The organism is Antarctobacter sp. (genome assembly GCF_048262615.1).
Lineage (GTDB): Bacteria > Pseudomonadota > Alphaproteobacteria > Rhodobacterales > Rhodobacteraceae > Antarctobacter.
On record NZ_JBLXFB010000002.1, the window covers coordinates 74,687 to 91,704 of the forward strand.

The 17,018-nt window shown below is 63.8% G+C and carries 16 protein-coding genes; 6 read left to right on the forward strand and 10 right to left on the reverse strand.

What is annotated here, in order from left to right:
• Nucleotides 1-40: 40 nt before the first annotated feature.
• From ACN0S5_RS02485 to ACN0S5_RS02495, 3 genes are all read right to left on the reverse strand, one after another.
• The gene (locus ACN0S5_RS02485) at nucleotides 41-592 is read right to left on the reverse strand and encodes an NADPH-dependent FMN reductase (protein ID WP_417205635.1); all 552 of its coding nucleotides are present in this window, start codon (nucleotides 590-592) and stop codon (nucleotides 41-43) included.
• 108 nt (nucleotides 593-700) lie between these two features.
• Nucleotides 701-1,369, reverse strand: a complete 669-nt coding sequence (locus tag ACN0S5_RS02490) for an OmpA family protein (RefSeq protein WP_417205637.1) — start codon at nucleotides 1,367-1,369, stop codon at nucleotides 701-703.
• Nucleotides 1,370-1,545: 176 nt separating this feature from the next.
• Entirely contained in the window at nucleotides 1,546-2,388 is an 843-nt protein-coding gene (locus ACN0S5_RS02495; protein WP_417205638.1) for a methylated-DNA--[protein]-cysteine S-methyltransferase, read from the reverse strand.
• Nucleotides 2,389-2,560: 172 nt separating this feature from the next.
• Here ACN0S5_RS02495 and nth point away from each other — a divergent pair, with 172 nt between their 5' ends.
• From nth to ACN0S5_RS02510, 3 genes are all read left to right on the forward strand, one after another.
• Entirely contained in the window at nucleotides 2,561-3,205 is a 645-nt protein-coding gene (gene nth / locus ACN0S5_RS02500; protein WP_417205640.1) for an endonuclease III, read from the forward strand.
• Complete coding sequence (locus tag ACN0S5_RS02505) at nucleotides 3,202-4,191, forward strand: adenosine kinase (protein ID WP_417205641.1); 990 nt, start codon at nucleotides 3,202-3,204, stop codon at nucleotides 4,189-4,191. The genes nth and ACN0S5_RS02505 overlap by 4 nt, the downstream gene beginning before the upstream one ends.
• Nucleotides 4,192-4,355: 164 nt before the next feature.
• Entirely contained in the window at nucleotides 4,356-5,543 is a 1,188-nt protein-coding gene (locus ACN0S5_RS02510) for a S8 family serine peptidase (protein ID WP_417205643.1), read from the forward strand.
• A gap of 6 nt (nucleotides 5,544-5,549) precedes the next feature.
• Here ACN0S5_RS02510 and polA read toward each other — a convergent pair whose 3' ends face one another.
• From polA to ACN0S5_RS02530, 4 genes are all read right to left on the reverse strand, one after another.
• The gene (gene polA / locus ACN0S5_RS02515) at nucleotides 5,550-8,357 is read right to left on the reverse strand and encodes a DNA polymerase I (protein ID WP_417205645.1); all 2,808 of its coding nucleotides are present in this window, start codon (nucleotides 8,355-8,357) and stop codon (nucleotides 5,550-5,552) included.
• Nucleotides 8,358-8,553: 196 nt separating this feature from the next.
• Nucleotides 8,554-9,249 carry a PAQR family membrane homeostasis protein TrhA gene (trhA, locus tag ACN0S5_RS02520; RefSeq protein ID WP_417205647.1) on the reverse strand — a complete coding sequence of 232 codons (696 nt, stop codon included), beginning with the start codon at nucleotides 9,247-9,249 and terminating at the stop codon, nucleotides 8,554-8,556.
• Between the two features lie 225 nt (nucleotides 9,250-9,474).
• Nucleotides 9,475-10,386 carry a pirin family protein gene (locus tag ACN0S5_RS02525; RefSeq protein ID WP_417205649.1) on the reverse strand — a complete coding sequence of 304 codons (912 nt, stop codon included), beginning with the start codon at nucleotides 10,384-10,386 and terminating at the stop codon, nucleotides 9,475-9,477.
• A gap of 113 nt (nucleotides 10,387-10,499) precedes the next feature.
• On the reverse strand, nucleotides 10,500-10,679 hold the full coding sequence (locus ACN0S5_RS02530) for a zinc-finger domain-containing protein (protein WP_417205651.1): 180 nt from the start codon (nucleotides 10,677-10,679) through the stop codon (nucleotides 10,500-10,502).
• Nucleotides 10,680-10,743: 64 nt separating this feature from the next.
• Here ACN0S5_RS02530 and ACN0S5_RS02535 point away from each other — a divergent pair, with 64 nt between their 5' ends.
• Nucleotides 10,744-11,682, forward strand: coding sequence for an ATP-binding cassette domain-containing protein (locus ACN0S5_RS02535; protein WP_417205653.1), 939 nt, complete (start codon nucleotides 10,744-10,746; stop codon nucleotides 11,680-11,682).
• Nucleotides 11,683-11,848: 166 nt separating this feature from the next.
• Here ACN0S5_RS02535 and ACN0S5_RS02540 read toward each other — a convergent pair whose 3' ends face one another.
• On the reverse strand, nucleotides 11,849-12,217 hold the full coding sequence (locus tag ACN0S5_RS02540) for an HIT domain-containing protein (protein ID WP_417205655.1): 369 nt from the start codon (nucleotides 12,215-12,217) through the stop codon (nucleotides 11,849-11,851).
• 115 nt (nucleotides 12,218-12,332) lie between these two features.
• On the reverse strand, nucleotides 12,333-13,907 hold the full coding sequence (locus ACN0S5_RS02545; protein ID WP_417205657.1) for a DUF5928 domain-containing protein: 1,575 nt from the start codon (nucleotides 13,905-13,907) through the stop codon (nucleotides 12,333-12,335).
• Between the two features lie 130 nt (nucleotides 13,908-14,037).
• Between ACN0S5_RS02545 and ACN0S5_RS02550 the strand changes: the two genes are divergently transcribed.
• Both ACN0S5_RS02550 and ACN0S5_RS02555 read left to right on the forward strand, forming a co-directional pair.
• Nucleotides 14,038-14,853 (forward strand): sulfotransferase family protein, encoded by an 816-nt coding sequence (locus ACN0S5_RS02550; RefSeq protein WP_417205659.1) that lies wholly within the window; start codon nucleotides 14,038-14,040, stop codon nucleotides 14,851-14,853.
• Between the two features lie 128 nt (nucleotides 14,854-14,981).
• Complete coding sequence (locus ACN0S5_RS02555; RefSeq protein ID WP_417205660.1) at nucleotides 14,982-16,436, forward strand: Hint domain-containing protein; 1,455 nt, start codon at nucleotides 14,982-14,984, stop codon at nucleotides 16,434-16,436.
• On the opposite strand, the gene ACN0S5_RS02560 is transcribed toward ACN0S5_RS02555, so the two are convergent.
• On the reverse strand, nucleotides 16,408-16,989 hold the full coding sequence (locus ACN0S5_RS02560; RefSeq protein ID WP_417205662.1) for a DUF1285 domain-containing protein: 582 nt from the start codon (nucleotides 16,987-16,989) through the stop codon (nucleotides 16,408-16,410). The two genes, ACN0S5_RS02555 and ACN0S5_RS02560, sit on opposite strands and share 29 nt — an antisense overlap.
• Nucleotides 16,990-17,018: the final 29 nt, after the last annotated feature.

The following is a 17,018-nucleotide window of genomic DNA, read 5'->3' on the forward strand; positions in this document are numbered from 1 at the left end:
CCGCCGTCCAGTCGCGCGATTATCCGGGTCTGAGCGCGGCTCAGCCCGCCATCCGCCGCACATCGGCGCGCAATTCGTCCATCAGCTCTTGCAGCAACCCCCGCGCCTGATCGTCGTTCAGGCGGCCATCGTCATCGAACCGCTTGCGGCTTTGCGCCAGCATGACCTCGGGGCCGGTCAGCAGACGCGGCCGGAACGGGTTCAGGCACAGACGCGCCATGTTTTGCGCCCGCTCGCCGCCGGCACGGCCCGCCGCCGCCGACATCAGCGCCACGGGCTTGTCCCGCCACGGCTTGTCCTCGGTGCGTGAAATCCAGTCGAGCGCGTTTTTCAGAACCCCCGACAGGCCCTTGTTGTACTCCGGCGTCACCACCAGCACCGCATCCGCCGCCGCGATCCGGTCAGCGGCCTGTTGCACCGCCGCCGGGATGCCCTCGGCGTCCTGCAAGTCCTGATCGTAGAGGGGAAACCGCAGGTCGATCTCGGCGAAACTCTTTGGCGCGAACAGGCGGGCGGCCTCGAACATCAGTTTTCGGTTGCTCGACTCGGCGCGCAGCGATCCGCACAGGCCCACCAGTGTCATGTCACTCATCGGTTGTCTCCGTTCTGGTTTACCCCGACCTACAATAAAAAAGCGCCGCGACAAGGCGCGGCGCTTTGATTTGCGAGTGCGGGTCTTCGTTTGGCCCGGTCGATCCACTCAGCCGTTGGGCAGGATCACGATCTCGACCCGGCGGTTCTGGGCCTTGCCCTCGGCGGTCAAGTTCGACGCGATCGGCTGATCCTCACCGCGCCCGATGACAGAGATGCGGCTGCGCGGCACGCCTTCGGACAGCAGCACATTGGCCACCGCCTGCGCGCGACGCTGCGACAGGTCCTGATTGTAGGCCGCCGTGCCGTCGCTGTCGGTGTGACCGATCACCTGCGAGGTGGTGTTCGGGTACGCCAGCAGCGACTGACCCACATCGCGCAGATCCGACACCAGCGTCGAGCGCAGTTGCGCGCTGTCGGTGGCGAACAGGATGTCCTGCGGCATGGTGACGATCAGACGGTCGCCGGTGTTGCGGATCGTCGCGCTGTCGCCCAGTTGCTGACGCAGCTCAGCCTCTTGCTTGTCCAGCTGGTTGCCGATGGCGGCCCCGACACCGGCCCCGACCAGCGCCCCGGCCACGGTGGCGCGGTTGCGTTCACCGACATCGCTGCCGCCCGCAAGACGGCCTGCGACGGCCCCGCCCAACGCACCGAGCAAGGCGCCCTGCTTGGCTTTTTTGTTGGGGTCGTTGTCGCTGACCATCGGGCCGGTGGTGCAGGCGCTGAGGCCGATAACGGCCACGACGGAAAGAAGAATGGGGGATTTCGCCCGGATCATGATGAGCCTCTTTTGATGTTTGCCCCGATTGCTTGGGGTCTTTCACTGCCGATATGCAATAACATCCGCCAAACGCCCAGCCTTGTCACCGGGAAAATCGGCAAAGCTCCGCCCATGACCTCACGACATTTCTGTTTCGCGCGCGAAACATGCCGCGTTTACCGATACTTAACCCTTCAAGCCTCCAGCCGCGCCGCTTCCCATGCAAGGATCGCCCGCTTGACCGGAATCCCCCAGTGATAGCCGCCCAGCCCGCCCGATTTGCGCAGCGCCCGGTGGCAGGGGATCAGGTAGCTGATCGGGTTGCGCCCCACCGCCGTGCCGACGGCGCGCACCGCCTTGGGATGATCGATGGCCTGCGCGATCTCCGAATAGGTGGTGACATGGCCCGAGGGGATCTGCATCAGGGCCTCCCAGACCTTGATCTGAAACGGCGCGCCAATCATGTACAGCGGCACCGGCCCCTCTGCCTTGACGCCAAAGGCGGCCTGCACCCAAGGGCGCAGCCGGTCCGGGGCCTCGACAAACTCTGCCTTGGGCCAGCGGCTCACCAGATCCTGCATCGCCGCCGCTTCGGTGGTTTCCGCCGAAAAGGCGATGCCGCACAGCCCCTTGTCAGTGCCCATGACCAGCGCCGGACCAAAGGGGCTGTCAAAGCGGCCCCAATAGATTATCTGACCCTCCCCGGCGCGGGCATAGTCGCCGGGGCTCATCGCCTCCCAGCGCACAAACAGGTCATGCAGCCGCCCGCCGCCGGACAGCCCGGTGGCCAGCGCCGTCTCCAGCGTGGTAAAGCGATTGGCCAGCAGCGCCTTGGCGTGGCCCAGCGTCAGATATTGCTGATACCGCTTGGGCGAAACCCCGGCCCATTGGCTGAACAGCCGCTGAAAATGCGCCGCACTCATGCCCATCTCTGCCGCGATCTGGTCCAGCGTCGCCTGCGGGCCCAGCCGGTCGACAACCTGAATGGCGCGGCCCATGACCTGAAAATGATAACTGTCGGTTTTGTCGTCGGGCATCGTCGGTCTCCTTGGGTCCAGTCATAACTTGGCCGGACGGCGCGGACGATCCGATTATTGCGCATAGACGCCCCCCCGGCCGCGCGCGCGCCTCTTTCGGGGGTATTTGGACAGAGAAGAAGCCGGCGCGCGGGGCTTGCGGCAGCGGCGCGTTCTGGGCATTAGGACGGTCATGGCCAAGCAGCTTGACTATCACACGATCCGCGAGATCTTTGACCGCTTTCAGGCGTCGGAACCCGAACCCAAGGGTGAGTTGAACCACACCAACGCCTATACGCTGGTGGTGGCGGTGGCGTTGTCGGCACAGGCCACCGACGCCGGTGTCAACAAGGCCACCGAAAAGCTGTTCCAGATCGCCGACACGCCCGCCAGGATGCTGGCCCTTGGCGAAGAGGGTGTGATCGAGCACATCAAGACCATCGGCCTGTTCCGCAACAAGGCCAGGAACGTCATCAAGATGGCGCGCATCCTTGTGGACGACTACGGCGGCGAGGTGCCCAATTCCCGCGCCGCACTGGAAAGCCTGCCGGGCGTCGGCCGCAAGACCGCCAATGTGGTGCTGAACATGTGGTGGCGCTATCCGGCGCAGGCGGTGGACACCCATATCTTTCGCATCGGCAACCGCACCGGCATCTGTCCGGGCAAGGATGTCGTCGCCGTGGAACGCGCGATCGAGGACAATATCCCGGTCGATTTCCAGCAGCACGCCCATCACTGGCTGATCCTGCACGGGCGCTATATCTGCGTGGCGCGCAAACCCAAGTGCAAGGCCTGCCTCATCAACGACCTCTGCCCCTTCGAGGAAAAGACAGTATGAAAAAGTATCAGGTTGTCGGTATCGGCAACGCCATCGTCGACGTTCTGACCCGCTCCGAGGATACCTTCCTTGATCACATGGGCATCCAGAAAGGCATCATGCAACTGGTCGAACGGGACCGGGCCGAGACGCTGTACGGCGCGATGGAAAGCCGGATCGAGGCACCGGGCGGATCGGTCGCCAACACGCTGGCCGGGATCGGCAACCTTGGCCTGCGCACCGCCTTTATCGGACGGGTGCATGACGACGCTTTGGGCCGGTTCTATGCCGACGCCATGGCCAAGGACGGCACCGATTTCGTCAACCCGCCTGTCGCGGGCGGCGAGTTGCCCACCTCGCGCAGCATGATCTTTGTCTCGCCCGATGGCGAGCGTTCAATGAACACCTATCTGGGTATTTCCGCCGAACTGGGCACCGACGACGTGTCCGAGGACGTGGCGGGCGAGGCCGAAATCCTGTTCCTTGAGGGCTATCTGTTTGACAAGGACAAGGGCAAAGAGGCGTTTCTGAAGGCCGCGCGCGCCTGCAAGGCCGCAGGCGGCAAGCCCGGCATCGCCATCTCTGACCCGTTCTGCGTCGAACGTCACCGCGCCGATTTCCTGACCCTGATCGAGAACGAGATGGATTTTGTCATCGGCAATGAGGCCGAGATCCGCTCGCTGTATCAGAACGATGACCTTGAGGCCGATCTGCGCGCCGTGGGTGCGATCTGCCCGCTGGTGGTCTGCACCCGGTCCGGCGACGGCGTGTCCGTCCTGCGTGAGGGCACGCGCGTCGACGTCGGAGTCGAAAAGATCGTGCCGGTGGATGCCACCGGCGCGGGCGACCAGTTCGCCGCCGGGTTCCTCTATGGTCTCGCCATCGGCGCGGACATGGAACTGGCCGCGCGCATGGGCAGCGTTGCGGCGCGTGAGGTCATCAGCCACATGGGCCCGCGCCCGGAGGCCAACCTGCAAGACCTGTTCCGGGCACAGGGGCTGATCTAGGGCCACAGGGCGCAGACCGCCGACCGCCGCGCAGGCGGTCGGTTTTCACCTTGATTTCACCTTGATTTCATGGCGATTTCACGGCGCATTCACGCTATCCCCGTTCCGATCCGACCGCCCCGGCGCTAGCCTTGCAGGGTGCGGTGGTCGGTCCGGAGCGGTTCATGACGCGTTACATCCTTCTGCGCGACAAGGCCCGAAACTGGCGCCGCCCCTCGGTGCCGCTGGCCAGCGGCATCGCCCCCGAAGACCCGGACGCCGCCGCCCGACCGCAGATCGAGGTCGCCGACCTGTCGCCACGGGAACTGCGCGAGGCCGCCGGGGACCGCACGCTGCTGACCATCCAGCCCACGATGCCGACGCGGTTGATCTCCCCCGAACCGATGGACGAACTGCGCGCCGCCGATGCGGTGCCCGGCTGGGGTCTGCGCGCGACGGGGGCGGATAGCACGCCGGTCAGCGGTGCGGGTGTGCGGGTCGCCCTTCTCGATACCGGCATAGAGGCGCGGCACCCCGCCTTTGCCGGGGTCACGGTCAAGGCGCGCGATTTTGCCGGCACTGGCATTGCCGATGCCAATGGCCATGGCACCCATATCGCCGCCACGGTTCTGGGGCGCGATCTGGGCGGCAGGCGGATCGGCGTGGCGCGCGGCGTCACCGATCTGCTGGTCGGCAAGGCGCTGGCCGACAACGGCCATGGGCGCTCTGAGGATTTCCTGCGCGCGGTGCTTTGGGCCTTGCGCGGCAAGGCCGACATCATCGGTTTTGCGCTGGCTTTCGACACGCCCGCGCAGATAGAGACGTTGATCGGCGAAGGCTATCCGGCGGCGCAGGCGACCATGGCCGCCGTGCATGCCTATCGCGGCAACCTGCGGATTTGCGAGATGCTGTTGCAGATGATCGGTCGCGGTCAGGTGCCGCTGTTACTGGGGGCGGTGGGCAATGACTGCCTGCGCACCATCGCCCCGGAGTTTGAAACCGGCCCCTCTGCCCCGGCCTGCGCCGCGGGCGTAATGGCCATCGGGGCCTGCGGTCCCGATGAGGACGGGCTGTCCCCCGCCCCGTTCACCAATGCCGGTGCCGCGCTGGTGGCCCCCGGCGTCGGCATCATCTCAGCCGGGCTGGGGGGCGGGCTGCGCACGCTGAACGGCAGTTCGATGGGGCTGGCCCATGCGGTTGGGATTGCCGCGCTCTGGGTCGAAACGATGCGCCGTGACGGCGCGGCGGTGACGGCGCAGACACTGGCCGGAAAACTGATCCGCACCGCCACGCAGGACCCGCTCAGCCCGCGTGCCTCCTACATCGATTGCGGGCGCGGTCTGGTGCGGGCCCCGCCGGAGCCGCCGGGCTGACCGCGGCTAGTGCGCCTCGGCCCAATTGGCGCCCTGACCGGCATCCACCACCAGCGGCACGTCCAGTTTCAGCACCGGCTCACAGGCACCTTCCATGATCCCGCGCGCGACGCCGATCAGGTCGTCCACCGCGCCCTTCTCGACCTCGAACAGCAGTTCATCGTGGACCTGCAACAGCATCTTGGCGGGCAGCCCCTTGATCGCCTCAGGCATGCGGATCATCGCGCGCCGGATGATATCGGCGGCGGTGCCCTGAATCGGCGCGTTGATCGCGGCGCGTTTGGCAAAGCCCGCGCGCGGCCCCTTGGCGGCGATCTCGGGCGTGTGGATCTGCCGCCCGAACAGCGTCTCCACCCGCTTGTGTTCCTTGGCGAACTCGACCGTCGCGTCCATATAGGACCGAATACCGGGGAACCGCTCAAAGTACCGGTCAATGAACCCCTGCGCCTCGGCCCGCGGAATCCGCAGGTTGCGCGCCAGACCGAACCCCGAAATCCCGTAAATCACACCAAAGTTGATCGCCTTGGCCTGCCGCCGGATGTCCGGCGTCATCTCATCCAAAGGCACGTTGAACATCTCGGACGCTGTCATCGCGTGAATGTCCTGCCCCTCGCGGAACGCCTGTTTCAGCGCGTCGATATCGGCCATCTGCGCCAGAATCCGCAACTCGATCTGGCTGTAGTCCAGCGACACCAGCACATGCCCCTCGGGCGCGATGAACGCCGTGCGGATGCGCCGCCCTTCCTCTGACCGCACCGGAATGTTCTGCAAGTTCGGATCGTTGGAGGCCAGCCGCCCGGTGTTCGCCCCGGCGATGGAATAGGAGGTGTGCACCCGCCCGGTGTCCGGGTTGATGTGTTCCTGAAGCGCGTCCGTGTAGGTCGATTTCAGCTTGGACACCTGCCGCCAGTCCAGCACCCGGCGCGGCAGTTCATGTTCGGTCGCCAGATCCTCCAGCACATCCGCGCCGGTGGAGTATTTGCCGTTCTTGCCGCGCTTGCCGCCCTCAAGGCTCATCTTGTCAAACAGGATATCGCCCAGTTGCGCCGGAGAGCCGACGTTGAACGTTTCCCCCGCCAACCCGTGAATCTCTTCTTCCAGCTGCGCCATCTTCTGGGCAAAGACGCTGGACATCCGCGACAGCACGTTGCGATCCACCTTGATGCCGGTCATCTCCATCTGCGCCAGCACCGGCACCAGCGGGCGCTCCAGCCCCTCATACACCCGCGTCACGCGGGCCACATGCAGTTGCGGCTTGAACACCCGCGCCAGCCGCAGGGTCACATCCGCATCCTCGGCCGCATAGCGCGTCGCCTTGTCGATGGGCACCTTGTCAAAGGTGATCTGGCTCTTGCCGCTGCCAATGATCTCCTTGATCGGGATCGGCGTGTGGCTCAGGTAACGCTCGGCCAGCGTGTCCATGCCGTGATTGTGCAGGCCGGAATTCATCGCGTAGGACATCAGCATGGTGTCATCTATCGGCGCGATCTGCACCCCGTAGCGCGCCATGACCTTGGCGTCGTACTTCATGTTCTGGCCGATCTTCATCACCGCCGGGTCCTCCAGCAGCGGCTTCAGCGCGGCCAGCGCATCGTCCAGCGGAATCTGCCCCTCGGCCAGTTCATCCGACCCGAACAGCCCCTCACCGGACTCGGCCCGGTGCAGCAGCGGGATGTAACAGGCCTGCCCCGGATCAATACACAATGAGATCCCCACCAGATCGCAGGTCATCTCATTCAGGCCCGTCGTTTCGGTGTCGAACGCCAGAGTGCCGCGCTCCTGCGCGCGGTCGATCCATTTTTGCAAAGCCGCCAGATCGCCGACCGTTTCATAGCGGTCGGGGTCGATGGCGGGCCAATCCGGGTCTTCGTTGCGCGGATTTGCCCCCTCGGGCGTGGTGTCGGGCATCACCGGCGCCGCAACGCCCAGACCATCGGCAATCCGCTTGGTCAGGGTGCGGAACTCCATCTCTGACAGGAAGCCCAGCAGATCCTCCGGCACCGGGTCGCGCACCTCAAGATCGTCCAGCGTAAAGGGCAGGTCCATGCCCTCATCCAGTTGCACCAGCTTTTTCGACAGTTCGATCTGGTCGCGCTTTTCGATCAGGGTCTGGCGGCGCTTGGGCTGCTTGATCTCTTCGGCGCGGTCCAGCAATTCCTCAAGCGATCCGAATTCGTTGATCAACAACGCCGCCGTCTTGATCCCGATGCCCGGCGCGCCCGGCACGTTGTCGACGGAATCCCCGGCCAAGGCCTGCACATCCACCACCCGTTCCGGGCCGACGCCAAATTTTTCCATCACCCCGTCGCGGTCGATGCGCTTGTTCTTCATCGGGTCCAGCATTTCCACGCCGTCGCCCACAAGCTGCATCAGATCCTTGTCTGACGACAGGATCGTCACCCGACCACCGGCCTCACGCGCGCGGCAGGCCAGCGTGGCCATGATGTCGTCGGCCTCAAAGCCTTCGATCTCTTTGCAGGCAATGTTGAACGCCTCGGTCGCGCGGCGGGTCAGCGGAATCTGCGGGCGCAGATCCTCTGGCATCGCCTCACGGTTGGCCTTGTACAAATCGTACATGTCGTTGCGGAAGGTGTGGCTGCCCTTGTCAAAGATCACCGCCACATGGGTCGGCGCATCGGGGCCGGTGTTGCCCTCGACATAGCGGTGCAGCATGTTGCAAAAGCCCGAAACCGCCCCGATGGGCAGCCCGTCGGATTTGCGCGTCAGCGGCGGCAGCGCGTGGAAGGCGCGAAAGATATAGGCCGATCCGTCGATCAGATGCAGGTGGCATCCCTTGCCGAAAGTGCTGGCCATCTCCGGCCCCCCTCATGTCGCGATGTTTTCCCAGATGTGCCATGAACAGCGTTGGGGTGCCAGCCGCCGAATGTGCCGCCGACGCCGATACCGGGCAAAGCCGCTGTAAAGCGGCTTGCAAGCGCGTTGCAACGCGCTTGGTCAACGATTTTGGAAAATCGTTGCAACGCCCTTTTTCAAGGGCGTTTGGCCCCGGTCAGTTCGCCGCCACCACGACGCCCGGCATGGCGGCGCACAAAAACACCGCCACGAAGAACACGATAGAGGCGGCCACCACCATGGAATGCCAGATGGTGTTGTGAAACCGCAGCCGCGAGGCCAGCAGAAACGGCGTCCCGGCGGAATACAGCACCCCGCCCACAACCATCAGAACGGTCACCGACAGCGGCAGCGCGCCCATCAGGTCGCGCCCGCCGATCACCACGGCCCAGCCCGAGGCAAGGCACATGGCCACCGCCACCCCGGTGGGCAACCGCCGGTTCAGCAGCGTCACCGCCGCAGCCCCCGCCGCCGCGCCCCAGATCGCCGTCAACAGGCCCCAGCTTGTGCCGGTCAGCAGCGCAAAAGGCGTATAGGTGCCCGCGATTTTCAGATGGATGGCCGACATGTCGATGCGTCGGAACAGGTCCGACAGATGCGGCCGCCCGACGTGGTTGTACAGCAAGGAAGCGGTCAGCATCACGATCAGCGTCGCGCCGTAGATGGACACGCCGACAATCCCGGCGGCATCGCCGCGCCAGACCGCCGTCAGGGTGATCAGCACCGGCACCGCGCCCAGCGCCAGAACCAGTGCCGCCAGATGCACAATCATGTCACTGGTCAGTTCCGCCGCGCTGTAATCGCGCGGCGGGGCGGTGATGGGTACGGGCGGTGAGTGCGTTTGGTCGCTCATATCATCAGGGTATAGCAGCAGGCTGTCATTTCAACAGCCTGCCACGAAACGGTAAGCAAGTCGTGACCATGCGTGCACAGGGGCCCCTTGCGGCGGTCAAACAGGGGGCCCCGCGCGGGTCCACGGGCTGGTCAACGGGCGGGTCAAAAGGTTACCGATAGGTAAAACCGCCTCTGTAACCCATTGATTTTTCTAGCGCTCAAAGCTGCCCACATGTGGACAGCCCTAATGCGCGGGCTTGATAAAGGTGCCGTTGCGCAGGTCTTTCATCGCCTGTTGCAGCTCTGCTTGCGTGTTCATCACGATCGGCCCGTGCCATGCCACCGGCTCTTGAATGGGCCGCCCCGCCACCAGCAGGAACCGCACCCCTTCCGGGCCCGCCGTCACCTTGACCTCATCCCCGTTGCCGAATTTCACCAGCGTCCGGTTGCCGGACAGGTCACGGATGTTCACCTCCTGCCCGCCAAACTCCTTCTCGACGCGCACCCCCATCGGGTCCGACGCCTCGGCAAAGCGCCCGGCCCCGGCAAAGACATAGGCAAAGGCATTGGCCCGCGTGTCCACCGGCAGCACCTTGGTCACGCCCGGCGGCACCGAGACGTCCAGATACAAAGGATCGGCGGCGATCCCGTCCACCGGCCCGCGCTTGCCCCAGAAATTTCCGGTGATGATCTTCACCCGCGTGCCGTCATCCTCCACGATCACCGGAATATCCGCGCCCTGAATGTCTTGATAGCGCGGCCCGGTCATCTTCAGCGAAGACGGCAGGTTCGCCCACAGCTGAAAGCCATGCATCTGCCCGGCGGCATTCCCACGCGGCATCTCCTGATGCAGGATGCCCGACCCGGCGGTCATCCACTGCACCGATCCCGCCCCCAGCACCCCCTCATTGCCCAGCGAATCTCCGTGGCTCACCTCTCCCTCAAGGACATAGGTGATCGTCTCGATCCCGCGATGCGGATGCCACGGAAACCCCCGCGCATATTTCGCCGGGTCGTCGTTGCGGAAATCATCCATCATCAGGAAGGGATCGGTCTCGCCCGGATCGCCAAAGCCAAAGACCCGGTGCAAATGCACGCCCGCCCCCTCCATCGTGGGCTGCGCGTGCGACTGTGATCTGACTGGTCGAAACGTCATGGCAAACTCCTGTTCACGTTTGCCAAGAGATAGAGCGTCCCATGCCCGCGCCCAAGCACCATCGCCGCACAGCCATGGTGCGCGCTGTCACATTTTCACCAAAGGGAGGTCCGTCAGACCTTGCCTTCGAAATCCGCGTGCACGTATTTCGCGTCGCAATAGGGGCATTCGACATAGCCAGCCTCATGCGGGATCTGCAACCAGACCCGCGGATGCCCAAGGGCGCCCTCGCCACCGTCACAGGCAATGCGATAGCTCTCGACAATCTTCGTCTCGGGCGCTTGGGTCGTCATCTGGTTCCCTTTCGAGATGCTCTGGCCTATCTGCCTTATGACCAATGCAGCTAAAGGGGGCAAGATGTCGGACAGCAGACAGGGCGACGCAGCAATCCGCATCGAGGGGCTGACCAAAACCTATGCAGGCGGCAAACAGGCGCTGAAGGGGATCGACCTGACCGTGCCCGCCGGATCGGTCTTTGGCCTGCTCGGCCCCAACGGCGCGGGCAAGTCGACGCTGATCAACATCCTCGCAGGGCTGGTGATCAAGACCGGCGGCAAGGTGCAGATCTGGGGCTGGGATCAGGACCGCAACCCACGGCAAAGCCGCGCAGCCATCGGCGTCATGCCGCAGGAACTGAACCTCGACCCGTTCTTCAGCCCGCGCGACGCGCTGGAGGTGCAGGCCGGGCTCTATGGCGTCCCCAAGGCACAGCGCCGCTCGGACGAGATCCTCGCGATGGTCGGCCTGACCGACAAGGCCAGCGCCTATGCCCGCACGCTGTCAGGCGGCATGCGCCGACGTCTGCTGCTGGCCAAGGCGCTGGTGCATTCACCGCAGGTGCTGGTGCTGGACGAACCCACCGCCGGGGTCGATATCGAGCTGCGCCAGATGCTGTGGCAGAACGTCCGCAAACTCAACCGCGAACGCGGCATGACCATCATCCTCACCACCCACTACCTCGAAGAGGCCGAAGAGATGTGCGATGAGATCGCCATCATCAACCACGGCGAAAAGGTGGCGCAGGACAGCACGGCCAACCTGCTGGGCCGCCTCGATGCGCGCACCATGGTGATCCAGCCCGACGCCACCCCCGATACCCTGCCCGACGCCCCGGGAATCGAAACCACAACCCGCCCGGACGGCAGCCTCGCGCTGACCTACCGCTCGACCCGGACAAGCGCCGAAGACGTGCTCGCCGCCGTGCAGGCAGCCGGCATCCGCATCCGCGACCTGCGCACCGAGGAACCGGATCTGGAGGATGTCTTTCTCGCCCTGACCCGCAGCACCACGGCCTGACCGCGGAAAAACAGCCTTTCGCGTTTCTTCTCTGGTCAAATACCCCGATACACCCGACCTGCGACGGGACATCCCCGGCGGGGCGTCACCCCGCCACAATCGCCGCGCCCGCAGGCCAAAGGCCGCAGGGCAAGACACCCTGCGCGCCGCAAGGCGCTCAATCGGATTACGCTTTTTCCAGCATCCGGCCCAGCGGGCGGCCCGACAGGATATGCACATGCAGGTGCGGCACTTCCTGAACGCCGGTCACCCCGGCGTTGGCGATCAGGCGAAAGCCGTCCGCCTCCAGACCCTCCATCTTGCAGACCTCACCGACAGTGCGGGTGAAATCGAGGATTTCGGCGTCCGAGGCCTCTTGCGCGAAATGATCGTAGCAGACGTAGGGCCCCTTGGGGATCACCAGCACATGTACCGGAGCCTGCGGATAGATATCGCGAAACGCCAGTGTATGCTCGGTTTCCAGCACCGTCTTGTTGGGGATGTCCCCGGTCAGGATTTTCGCAAAGATGTTTTTGGGGTCGTAAGTATAGGCCATGCCGCACCGCTCCGAGCTGATCTGCGCCGCACCCCTCGCGTCGGGGCGGGCTTCGCCCGAGGCATAGCCTGTGCGGCGCGAAACGCCACCGGAATCGTGGGCGGCGGCCTGTCTTTCAGTCGGCAAAAAGATGATCGAGCGACACGATGTCCTGCGCCACGGCGGCGGGCACGGACAGGAACTGCGCAACCGCCAGCGCATGGGCCTCGCGCGGGTCGGCCTCGCGCAGGCTGGAGTGGTTGTCGAACTTGGCGTCGCGGATGCGGTCGCTTTCATGCAGCAGGTCGTTGCGCACCGTCGGCAACAACCGCGCCAGCGTGTCCGCCGGCGTGCGGTCCCCCGCAAGCCCGGACCGCATGGCGTGTCCGACAAGGTAGTCGTCCGAGAAATGGCATTCGATTTCCAGCATCCGGCTTTGTGCCCGGTCGCGGGCGAAGTCCTCCAGCAGGTCAAGGCTGCCGGGGTCCAGACAGATCACCAGCCGGTCGGTTTCATAGTAGTCATACAGCATCCGCATCAGCGCGCGCCGGTGGCGGTGGCGTTTGCCCATGGTCGACTGGATTCCCCCCAGATCGGGCAACGGACAGCTGTCCTCATTGAACAGGTACTCGATGCAGGGGATATTGGTCATCTGCCGGATGCGGTCGGTCAGGCGCTTGGCCACGTGCCATTTCTTGCAGATCACGATCAGCAATTCGCGTTCACGCCCCAACGAGCTTTCGGTCTCCCAGAACCGCGGCGAAAACCGCCGCCCGGTCCGACCCCGCTCGGTCAGGAAACCGAACAGCGACCGCCCCTCATTCGAAATGCGGAATTTCGCCTTTTCGGCGGCGTAGAGGACACCCAAACGGCGGCGCAACTCAGACGCCTCCGGGCTGATCTTGCGGGCAAACAGGTAGTCCTGACTCAGCAGCAGGTCGTAGTGGTCGTTGTAGAAATTCACCGGCATCCCGTAGTCGGTGAACAGAAGGAAGGTCAGCGTGCGGCTCTCGATCTCCGGACCGGGGACCAGATGGCGCACCAGCGTCTGAAAAAACGTCTCATCGGGGATCCAGGTCGAGGCGAAGAAGCGCACCACATCGCGGCGCTTTTTCACGAAATCAAGGATCGCCTCGATGGTGCGGCGGCGCAGGCACCACCACTGGCTGCCCACCATCACCTCTATGTCGTCGGGGATCGCGCGCGTCAGGCCCAGCCGTTTCTGCACCTCGAACATCGCGTAAAAGCGGCGTTTCTGCGTGCGTTCGTTGAACCAGTGGCGATACACCAGCCGTTCTTCGCGCCAGCCGGTCTTGATCCAGTCCGAATTGAAGTAATCGAAGCTTTCGACATAGTCGCATTCGCGCCGGTCCAGAAAGCTGTGCGCGTATTCCGCCGATTTGATCGCCATGCAATCGCCTGACAGCATGTAGAAATGGGTGGCGCGCGGAAAGGCGTCCACCGCCGCCTCGACCGCGTTCAGGGTCGCCTGCACTAGGCTCCATTCGCCCCAGCCGCATTTGATCCGCTTGGCGAAGACCACGTTCGGGTTGTCCTTCAGCGCGTTGCGGATGCGGCCGAACCCCGCTGACCCGGCGCGGGCATCGAAATGGATCGAGATATAATCACCCACGGCGGTCAGGCTCTGCGCCTGCTTGATGATGGCGTCAGGGTCCTTGTGGCACAGCAGGATGAAGGCAATTTTTGCCATTGTTGTGTTCAATCGCCCCAATTTAGCCTGATTGTTTATGTTGATAGTGGTGAAGACCTGTTGAATAAACCTGCTTTGCCGGGAAATTTTCCCCGTCTCACCGGCAGCGGGGACCAAAAGGGGAGTGTAAATGGGATTTCCCGGCACCTGGATGACCGAAAGTGAAAGCGTTGTGTACCGTGTGGTGCCGAAATGCGCCTGTTCGACGATCGGGCAGATTCTCTATTATTCCGACCACGGCGCGTTTTTCGACGGCGACATTCACGACGCGCAGCAGGGTCTGCACAAATGGGCGCTGGAACCCAGCCAACCCATCATCACCGCCAACGTCAAGACGCGCTCTGCCTATGCGTTTACCTGCGTGCGCAACCCCTACACCCGCATCCTCTCCAGCTTTTTCGACAAGATCTGCGGCATCCAGCGCAACGGCAAACGCTATCGCGGCAACCTTGTCCCGCTGTTGATCCAGAAATACGGGATCGAGGTGGGGGATGCCCCGGATTTCGAGTTTGACCAGATCCGCAGCTTTCGCCGGTTCCTGCTGTTCGCCCGCGACACCATCCGCTGGCGCCGCCCGATGGAGCCGGACATTCACTGGTCCGGCATGTCCGGCCATGTCGGCACCTTCATCGTCAACGGCGGTCGCTACAACAAGATCGTCTGGACAGAGGCCTTTGACGCGGGAATGCAAGAGGTGCTGGGCAACATCCAGACGCCACACCCTGTCGACCTGTCCGCCATTCCCCGTTTCAACGAATCCGAAGGTCACGGACCGAAACGCGCGCATCCGGTCGAGGACTACTTTGACGACATGTCGATGCACCTGATCAAGGAAATGTACGGGCGGGATTTCGACCTGTTCAAATACGATTTCGACAATCCGGGCAACAAACAGCCCATCGGCGAGATCGATCTGGACGAGGTGCACGCCAAGCTGGGCGACTGACAGCCTCAAGGACCACGTGCGACGGTCCCCATAACATTTCCCGAAAATAAATCTTTGCGGGACATCCTGCGTTCGTTGCGGCCACCAAGGGGAGTCCCTTGCGGCGGACGGAAAGCAAAGGGTGTTCCATGGCCACATATACCATCGTCAGCAGTTCCAAGCAGGTGCTCGACCCCGGCGAGATCCACGCCGGAACGACGATGACCCCGGCTGAGGGCGATGTCTTCATCATCTCTTCGGATGCGGACGGGAACGTCAATTTCAGCTCGACCAGCAGCACGCCGACGAACTTCACCATTCAGGTCGACGACAGCAACGCCAATTCTTTCCAGATCAACGTCGGCAACGGTTTGACCCCCAAGGTTGTGGTTGCCGACAACGTGAACATGTCCAATGTCGATTTTGCCGCGTCCCACTCCAACCCGGTGACGCTGGTTGCGGGCAACGGCGTGACCATGGGCAAATTCGACGGGTCCGAGTTCAACGACGTCATCCGGCTGGGCGACGATTTCACCGCAACCGGCGACTGGAACATGCATGGCGGCAACGACTCTTTCGTTGCCGGAGACAACGCCGATTTTACCGCCAGCAAGCTCAAGGGCGGCGCGGGCAACGACACCATCAAGTTCGGTAAAGGTGCCCGGTTCAGCGAGATCGACGCCGAATCGGGCAACGACCGGATCACACTGGACGACAACGCATCCGGCGAAAAGATCGTCGGCGGCAGCGGCAACGACAACTTCTGGATCGGCGCGCAGTCCCGGATCACCAAGGTGGACGGCGGCGCCGGCGATGACACCCTGACCACGCAGACCGGCAGGATGAGCACCACAAATGTCGAGCGGCACGATGTGATCTGCTTTGCCGAAGGCACGCGCATCGCCACCCCCGTCGGGTGGGTGCCGGTGGAAAAGCTGCGCCCCGGCGCGGCGGTTTTCAGCCGCGATCATGGCACCGTGCCGTTGCGCTGGACCGGCGTGGATGTGGTATCGGCACAGACGCTGCGGCAAAACCGCAAGCTGCGCCCGATCCGGATCACCGCCGGGGCGCTGGGTCCCGGCATCCCGCAACGCGATCTGGTGGTTTCGCCGCAGCACCGCATCCTTGTGGCCTCCGCCATCGCGATGCGGCTTTACGGGGCGCCCGAGATCCTTGTTCCCGCCAACAAGCTGCTCCCTTTGCCCGGTGTGCGCCGTGAACCCGCGCGCAAGGGCACACGTTATTATCACCTTTTGTTCGACCGGCATGAGGTCATTTTGGCCGAACATGCCGCCGCCGAAAGCCTGCTTGTGACCCCCGCCAGTCTTGGCGCGTGCCCGCTCGGCGTTCGGGAGGAAATCCGCGCCGCGCTGCGCGGGCAGCTTGGCGCAATCGCACCCGCGCGCCCGATCATTCAGCGGAAACAGGCGTTGCGCGACCTGTTCAAGCGGCACCGGAAAAACGGCAAGCCGTTCCAGACGATTTCGCACTCCGGTCCCCTTGCGGTCCTGAACCGGTCCGCAAACCCCTGTTCATCCACAGCGGTTCCCGACGTTGCATCCTTTTCCATGCCCTTCAGGCAGGCAATTCCCCGGACGGGATGACCGGAAAGAACTGACCGCCCGACCAGACCCCGAACCATCCGTCATGGTGCGCACCCAGATCGACCAGCCGGTAAAAGCTTTTGCGGTCGATCAGTGCCTCCAGATTGGCCCGCACCAGCACATAGGGCGACGGCTCTCCGGTCTCGGGATCGCGGACCACCCGGATCGGGTGATCCGGACCGGCGGCGGCAAAATCGCCGACATGGGTCTCAAAGGTCAGGGTTTGCGACTCACCCTCCCCCTCTGCTTCGAAGTCCACGGCCACAAACGGTGCGTCCTCGACGGTAATTCCGACCTTCTCGACCGGTGTGACCAGAAAATAATCGTCACCGTCCTTGCGCAGGATCGATGAGAAAAGTCGCACCAGCCCGAATCTGCCGATTGGCGTGCCAAGGTAGAACCAGGTGCCATCGCGGGCGATCCGCATGTCCAGATCGCCGCAAAAGGGCGGATTCCACTTGTGAACGGGCGGCAGTCCCTTGCCTTTTCCAGCTGCGCGCGCCGAGGCTGCAAGGCCCTCTGCCGATGGGGTCACGAGATTTTGTCCACTCATAGTTTTTGCCATTCTCCTCGCAGTAGATA